2 protein-coding genes are annotated in these 6067 nt (G+C 40.2%); both read left to right on the forward strand.

Annotated features, from left to right (window positions below):
• Positions 1-240: 240 nt before the first annotated feature.
• Entirely contained in the window at positions 241-1470 is a 1230-nt protein-coding gene (locus tag UP17_RS10990) for an MFS transporter (RefSeq protein WP_155727298.1), read from the forward strand.
• Positions 1471-1502: 32 nt separating this feature from the next.
• Complete coding sequence (locus UP17_RS10995; protein WP_061466064.1) at positions 1503-6065, forward strand: non-ribosomal peptide synthetase; 4563 nt, start codon at positions 1503-1505, stop codon at positions 6063-6065.
• Positions 6066-6067: the final 2 nt, after the last annotated feature.

A 6067-nucleotide genomic window follows, 5' to 3' on the forward strand; every position in this document is an offset into this window, starting at 1 on the left:
GTGAGTCGCCGAGATGGTGATTTAAAGACGATTATCTTTTCTTTTGTGTATAACTTCATCATTAAATCGCTTTAAATGCGTTATAGGGATATAAGTATATAATTGTAATTTTTACTTTTTTTTGTAGTAGGGGTAAATTTTGTATGATATTATGTTAGATGGAAAATCTAGATAATGCTGGAAAAGGGGGGTGCAGATTGGGTGTCCAAACTATTGTAAAAACTTAAGGAGCTCGTCTTCATGAAACCTACCGACTCAAAAAGTCTATGGGGAAATACAATTTATTTACAAGTTTTCTCTGCGTATTCACTGCTTATGCTCGGAGTGTTTATTGACATGTTAGCCATCATGACCATTGTTGCTTTTGAATGGGAAGTAGACCCTACCATGATTGGATTGATTCCTGTTGCGTATGCACTTCCTGGAATTTTATTTAGTTCATGGGCAGGTGTGATGGCTGATCGCTTTAGAAAAATTCCAATTATGATGTTTTGTAACCTTATGGTTGGTCTATTAACAATTGTTCTTTTATTTGTCCAAAATATTCATTGGCTTTTGTTAGCATTAATGATTCGTTCCATTTTTACCGTTTTCTATTTTCCTGCACAGCAAACACTAACACGACAGATTGTTTCCCCTGATCTGCTTACCAAAGCGGTAAGTATCAATGGGATAGTTGAGCAAGGAACCAAGATAGTGGGTCCACTTATAGGAGGAATGTTACTGAGCTGGTTTCAGCCAGAGTTTTGTCTAATTATAAGGGCAATATGCTGTTTTCTAGCTGCTTTGGTTCTGTTACCCACAATAAGGTTAAAGGAATCTCTGTCAAGAAAACATTTTGAAAAGCAACAGCAAAGTACTTGGACTGCTTGGTTACAAGGTTGGGGTTATGTATTATCCAATCGGATGATTTTATCAACCATGATTTTCGTTACAATAGCTATGGCAGTTTTACAATTAGTGGACTCACAGTTCCCTACTTTATTTAAGAGTTTGTTCCCAAATGATAAGAGTAAAATGGGATACTTCATTTCTATTATTGGTCTTGGGGGAATAATCGGCGCATTCGTAACTCAGAAATTAAAACATTTTCAATATGGTTGGGCAGTATGTGGAGGCATTGCTTTAATGGGAATTGGCTTTGGTGGGATTGCTCTGATAAGCCCCAGTACATCCCTCATTTTTGGCTATCTGATTAGTTTTATCGCTGGTATTGGAAGCGGACTTATGCTTGTGACCAATCAAGTCATTCTTCAAAAAGAATCCCATCAAGAACAGGTTGGAAGAGTATTTGGGATTCAAAGCAGTTTAACAAATGCAGTCCTTATCATTTCTCCTGCTATGAGCGGACCGCTGGTTCACTTTTTCGGAGTAATCCAACTCTATTTTTATGTGGGTATTGGGCTCATCATCATTGGAGTAATTGGAGTTTTATTACAAAAATATTTTTGGGTAAACACGAACACATAAGTGTAAATAATCTTTTGAAGGGAGGATCTTTTATGTCCAATGAGGAGTGTTACCCTTTTAGTCATCCACAGAGGAGAATATGGTATACAGAAGTTATTTATTCAGGTAAAGGAATATGTAATCTGAAATTCTTGTTCAAGATCCATCGAAAAATGAATTATTCGATATTAAATCGTGCCGTGAATCGCGTCATCAGTGAACATGATGGTCTGCGTATCAGGCTGAAAGAAAATAGGCACCGGGAACCTGAGCAATATTTTGTTAAACATCAAGAACGAAAATTTGACTTCTTCGACTTCAGTTCCGAGAGAGATCCGGATTTGTTGGAAAAATGGATTGAGCAGAAGGCGCAAGAGACGTTTACGTTATTTGATTCTGATTTATACTATTTTGCTTTAATAAAAATAAGCGATAATGAGTGTGCCGTCTTTGGCAATGTTCATCACATTATCATGGATGGTTTATCAATCCAAATTTGGACTAGACAGATTGCTAAATATTATTATGAGTTTCATAGTGAGAAAGATGTGAGCATCCCTAAGAGCTCATATGTTCAGTTTCTAATCGATGAACAGACGTACTTGAACAGCAGTCGTTTTCAAAAAGATCAAAGCTTCTGGTTAGAGGAATTCAAAACACTTCCATCGGTGACGGGATTGAAACCCTATAATGCTTACCAAGTTAGTACGAGAGCATCACGTGAGTCGTTTATATTATCGGAACATTCGAAGAAAAAGGTAGAGGAATTTTCTGACCATTCCGGATTTAGCATATATACTCTTTTTGTTGCTGCGCTTTCGTTATCGATGTATCGATGGACTTCGTCGCTTGATATTGCCTTGGGAATGGCTTATGGCAATCGTATGACTAAAATGGAGCGGGAATTAATTGGAATGATGGTGAGTACAGTTCCTCTGAGAATGGATATCGATCCTGAAGAAGAAGCACTCTCATTTATTGGTCGAGTGTCGAGAAAGCAACGTAAAGCCTTACGACATCAGAAATATCCATTTGATTTGTTATTAAAGCAGATGAATCAAGAGAATAACAATAGTGTTCGACTTTTTGGAACTACGATCGATTATAGAGAGCGTGGTGAAAGTGGTGACTCTCTTTGGATTCCAAATCGTGAAGAAGTGCAAGATTTTGCAGTGCATCTCGAAAACTTGACTGATATAGACTCTTTGCAAGTACATATTGATTATCGTGAAGAATTATTTTCCAAAGAAGAGATAACTCGCTTTTTTAAAACCATGCTAGCATTAATGGAAAACATATATAAAAATCCGAAGCAGAAGGTTGCTGAGATCGAAATCCTTTCAGAGGAGGATAAAAGAAAAAGTTTAGTAGAGTTCAATGATCCTAAGCTTGACTTTCCACCTCAAGCAACCATTCATGAATTGTTTGAGCAGCAAGCGATGATTCATCCCAATGCCATTGCAGTTATGTATGAAAAGGAGAGGCTTACTTATAGGGAGCTTAATGAACGTGCGAATCAATTAGCTCACTATCTGCAGAAAAAAGGAGTAGGACCCGATTCCTTGGTTGGACTTTGTGTTGAACGTTCTCCTGAAATGGTTGTAGGTATTTTGGGGATTCTGAAGGCTGGTGGAGCTTATGTTCCACTTGATCCAACATATCCAGAGCAGCGACTTCGGTATATTTTAAAGGACGCTGGCATTGAGTTCGTCGTAATGCAAGAAAGTTTAAAAGGATCGAAATGGTTACCAGAGAATATCAAATCGATTTGTCTTGATCGAGATCAATTTGAGATTGAGAAAGAAGGTACTGCTTTACCGATTTCTGATGTCAGTCCCCAACATCTCGCTTACGTGATTTATACTTCAGGGTCAACAGGGAATCCGAAGGGAGTTATGGTAGAGCATCACAATGTAATTCGTTTATTTAAATCAACGGAATGCTGGTATCAGTTTGATGAAAAAGATACTTGGACGCTATTCCATTCTTATGCGTTTGACTTCTCGGTATGGGAAGTTTGGGGGGCATTGCTCTATGGTGGAAGATTGGTCGTTGTTCCTTACTGGATCAGTCGATCGCCCAAGGATTTCTATCAACTGTTAGTAAAGGAAGAGGTTACGGTTCTTAATCAGACACCATCCGCATTTCGACAATTGATACAGGTGTGTGAACAAGAAGATGAGAATAAAAACTTGCATCTGCGCTATGTCATATTTGGTGGGGAAGCACTCGATCCTACCAGCTTGCTACCATGGTTTCAAAGATATGGAGAGCAGAAGCCGCAGCTAATCAATATGTATGGAATTACAGAAACTACCGTTCATGTTACTTATTATCCAATTACTCAAGATGATGTGCAGCATTCTTCAAAAAGTAATATCGGAAAGCGGATTCCAGATTTAGAAGTGTATGTGCTAGACGCTTGTCAACAGCCTGTGCCTTTTGGCGTAGCTGGCGAACTATATATTGGTGGAGCAGGACTCGCACGTGGGTATTTAAACAGACCCGAATTGACAGCAGAACGTTTCATTCCTCATCTATTCAGTAGTGACCCGGGAGCTCGATTATATCGGACAGGAGACTTAGCGAGATACTTGCCGGATGGAAGTCTGGATTACCTTGGGAGGATTGATCACCAGGTGAAGATCCGTGGTTTCCGAATTGAACTCGGGGAAATTGAATCTGCTTTAAACGCGCATGCATCCATAAACGAGGCTGTTGTGATCGTTCGAGAAGATCAGCCAGGTGATAAACGATTAGTGGCATATGTCGTGGGTGATGGAAATGTAGGTGCATATAGAGAGTATCTCAAGGCGGAACTACCAAGCTATATGGTTCCTTCAGAATTTGTGATGATGGAGGCCATTCCACTAACTGCGAACGGTAAAGTTGATCGTGAGGCCTTACCTGAACCAGAGGAGTGGGAAATCAAAAGTGAATGTGTTGCCCCCCGGAATGCTAACGAAGAAACACTGGCTACCATTTGGGAGCAAGTATTAGGGATTAAAAAGGTGGGAATCCATGATAACTTCTTTGAAGTTGGTGGAGACTCGATCCTCAGCATTCAGATCATATCACTAGCGAATCAATTGGGCTTAAAACTTACACCTAAGCAAATGTTTGAACACCAAACGATTGCCGAGTTGGTACAAGTAGTCAAAGAAGATGATCAGGGAGTACAAGCGGAGCAGGGTGCTGTGATGGGAGAGGTACCGCTCACTCCGATTCAGTACTGGTTCTTCGAGCAAGAACATCCGCATCCACAACATTGGAATCAGTCGATGCTTTTGAGAGTAAGAGCGAGATTGAATGTGGAGTTACTAGAGGAAGCCCTAATATACTTACTCAAACATCATGACGCCTTACGTTTCCGATATGGACAGTTGCTCAATGGAACCTGGAAGCAGAGAAATGAGGGGATCGATGAACAGTCTGTACTTCGTGTGATAAAGCGGAACGATGCTGATCAACAAGGATGGAATCAAGTGATTCAAGATGAGATGGATATCACTCAAGCCAGTTTCAATTTACTTAAAGGTCCGTTGATGAGAATAGTGTACTTCGATGGTGGTTCGAATGGGAACGATCGATTATTCTGGACGATTCATCATTTAGTAGTAGATGGGGTATCATGGCGAATTCTATTGGAAGATTTACAGGCCGTATACAACCAGTTGAAACAAGGTAAGAAGGTTCGGTTACCTGCGAAAAGTACATCCTTTAAAGAATGGTCGGAACGACTACAGGCATACAGTGAGTCAGATATTTCAAAAGAAGTACTAGATTATTGGCATGAACACGCAGCAAAACAAGTGATGACGATTCCGGTGGACCATCCTATACAGGAAACGACAGAAGCATCGACTGATCAAGTGACGATGACGTTGGGAGCAGATGAGACCCACGCGTTGTTACATGAAGTTCCTGCGACTTATAAGACTCGGATCAATGAGGTATTATTGACGGCATTAGTACAAGCTATAGCCGACAGTACAAAACAGCATAAGCTTTCTGTTCACATGGAAGGACATGGGAGGGAAGAGATGATCGAAGGTGTTGATCTATCGCGGACAGTGGGTTGGTTCACGAGTATTTACCCGGTTCACTTTGATCTTCAGGGAACAACGACACCTATTGAGGGATTAAAGGCTGTGAAAGATCAATTGCGTCGAATTCCGAATCATGGTGTTGATTATGGTATTTTACGTTACTTGAACAGAGAATTGCTTCCGTTCTATCAGCAGCAAAAACCATCGATAAGCTTTAATTATTTGGGACAATTGGATCAAGTGTTTTCCAAAGAATCCTTGTTCATGCAGGAGACAGGTTTTACACGCTTAGACCATGCTCCAGAATCGAAACCATCTCACCCGATTGATGTTGTCGCTATGGTAAAAGATGAAAAGCTACATTTTGTTTGGATGTACAGTAGAGAACAGTTTTCTAGATTGACAATTCAAGAGATGGCAAAGGGCATGTTAAATCAGCTTCGATTGCTGATAAATCCACCAGCTGCAGAGTCCGCTTTTACGGTTTCTGACTTTGCTGATGCAGAGGCTCTGACGGAAGAAAGCTTGAGTAAAGTATTACTTAAATTAACAAAGAAGAGGGTGTAACG

The organism is Peribacillus simplex (assembly GCF_001578185.1).
Lineage (GTDB): Bacteria > Bacillota > Bacilli > Bacillales > DSM-1321 > Peribacillus > Peribacillus simplex_A.

Bases quoted from the DNA above. Each gene is read 5' to 3' on its own strand.
- UP17_RS10990 (WP_155727298.1), top strand. From the start codon at position 241: ATGAAACCTACCGACTCAAAAAGTCTATGGGGAAATACAATTTATTTA.
- UP17_RS10995 (WP_061466064.1), top strand. From the start codon at position 1,503: ATGTCCAATGAGGAGTGTTACCCTTTTAGTCATCCACAGAGGAGAATA.